Genomic DNA, 1,644 nt, shown 5'->3' on the forward strand with positions numbered 1-1,644 from the left:
ACCTGGATCCACCGATGTTTGTGGTGAGTTGATCGTGTCGTAGGCGCGCAGATGCCCTCTGACTTGGGACGATTGGTCTTGCGACAGAACAATTCGGACCGAGTGAGAGGGCATCTGCTGGATGCGATCGTCTCATACCCGTGGCGCGGTGTCGGCACGCTGTGATGACCGGAGTGTCGTGGCCCATGCCGGGCTGGTGCCGCTGGTGAGGCTGACGGAGAACGTCGGGTTCGCCGACCTCGCGGCGGACCGGATCCGGGTTCCGGGGTCGGCCGGGGCGAACCCGGGCGCGAAACTGCTCTCGATCGTGGCCGGGATGGCCGCTGGCGCGGACAGTATCGACGACCTGGACGTGCTGCGGGCCGGTGCGATGGCACGGCTGTTCGGCGGTGTCCGGGCGCCCTCGACGCTGGGGACGTTCCTGCGCGGGTTCGATATCGGCCATGCCGCGGCGCTGGAGGCGTTCGCCGCGCTGGTGCTGATCCGCCTGGTCCGGTCGACCGAGCGCCTGCTGCCCGGGGTGAGCGAGTACGCGTTCGTGGATCTGGACTCGAAGATCACCCAGGTCTATGGGCATCAGAAGGTCGGCGCGAATTACGGCTATACCAAGGTTCTGGGCTACAACTTCCTCGCCGCCACCCTGTCGAGCCCGGTCGCGGCGCCGGTGATCGTGGCAACCCGGCTACGCGGCGGTCAGGCCGACACCCGCCGGGGCGCCACCTCCTTCCTCATCCAGGCGCTGCGCACCGCGCGTGGCTGCGGCGCCACCGGGAACCTGCTGGTCCGCGCCGATTCGGGCTACTACGTCTGCTCCCTGATCCACGCGATCACCGCGGCCGGGGCCCGGTTCTCCATCACCATGCCGCTCCACGCCCCGATCCTCACCCCGATCGAGAACATCGACGAACAGGCGTGGCGGCCGATCAGCTACGCCACCCCGGTCTTCGACCAGGGCACCGGCACCTGGATCCACACCGCCGACGTCGCCGAAACCCGCTACACCGCCTTCACAAATTCCACCGAGCACCCCGAAGGACCCGTCACCGCCCGGCTCATCGCCCGCCGCTACCGCGTCCTGGAACGCACCGCACAAGGCGAACTGTTCCCGGCCTGGCGCTACCACGCCATCTTCACCGACACCGGCCTGAACACCGTCGCCGCCGAAAAACAGCACCGCGACCGCGCCGGAACGATCGAGCAGGTCTTCGCCGACCTCAACAACTCCGCCCTCGCGCACTTCCCCTCCGGACAGTTCCACGCCAACGCCGCCTGGCTCACCCTCGCCGCCCTCACCCACAACCTGCTCCGCACTATCGGCGTCCTCGCCAGCCCACACCACGCCAGAGCCCGCACCGGCACCATCCGCCGCCACCTCATCGCCATCCCAGCACGACTCACCCGCACCGCCCGCCGGCTCACCCTCCACATCCCCGAAAACTGGCCCTGGCAACACAGCTGGACAGACCTCTACACCACAACCGCCGCACAACCACCCCCCACACCCTGACCCCGAACCCACCCCTACGACCGGAGACCACAGTGGACGCGCTGGACCAGCCAGCACACCCCAGCACGCCCACGCCCACCAACAAGATCAACAAACCCCACCAAGATCACCAACAAAACCCACCGGTGGATCCAGGT

Annotated in this window: 1 protein-coding gene; it reads left to right on the forward strand. The window is 67.9% G+C overall.

What is annotated here, in order from left to right; all coding sequences use genetic code 11:
- Nucleotides 1-121 precede the first annotated feature (121 nt).
- On the forward strand, nt 122-1,507 hold the full coding sequence (locus ACIRGA_RS40835; protein ID WP_400952959.1) for an IS1380 family transposase: 1,386 nt from the start codon (nt 122-124) through the stop codon (nt 1,505-1,507).
- Nucleotides 1,508-1,644: the final 137 nt, after the last annotated feature.

The sequence above is a fragment of the Amycolatopsis sp. NPDC102389 genome (assembly GCF_044765885.1).
GTDB lineage: Bacteria > Actinomycetota > Actinomycetes > Mycobacteriales > Pseudonocardiaceae > Amycolatopsis.

Coding starts and splice junctions, on each gene's coding strand:
- ACIRGA_RS40835 (WP_400952959.1), top strand. CDS start 122: ATGCGATCGTCTCATACCCGTGGCGCGGTGTCGGCACGCTGTGATGAC.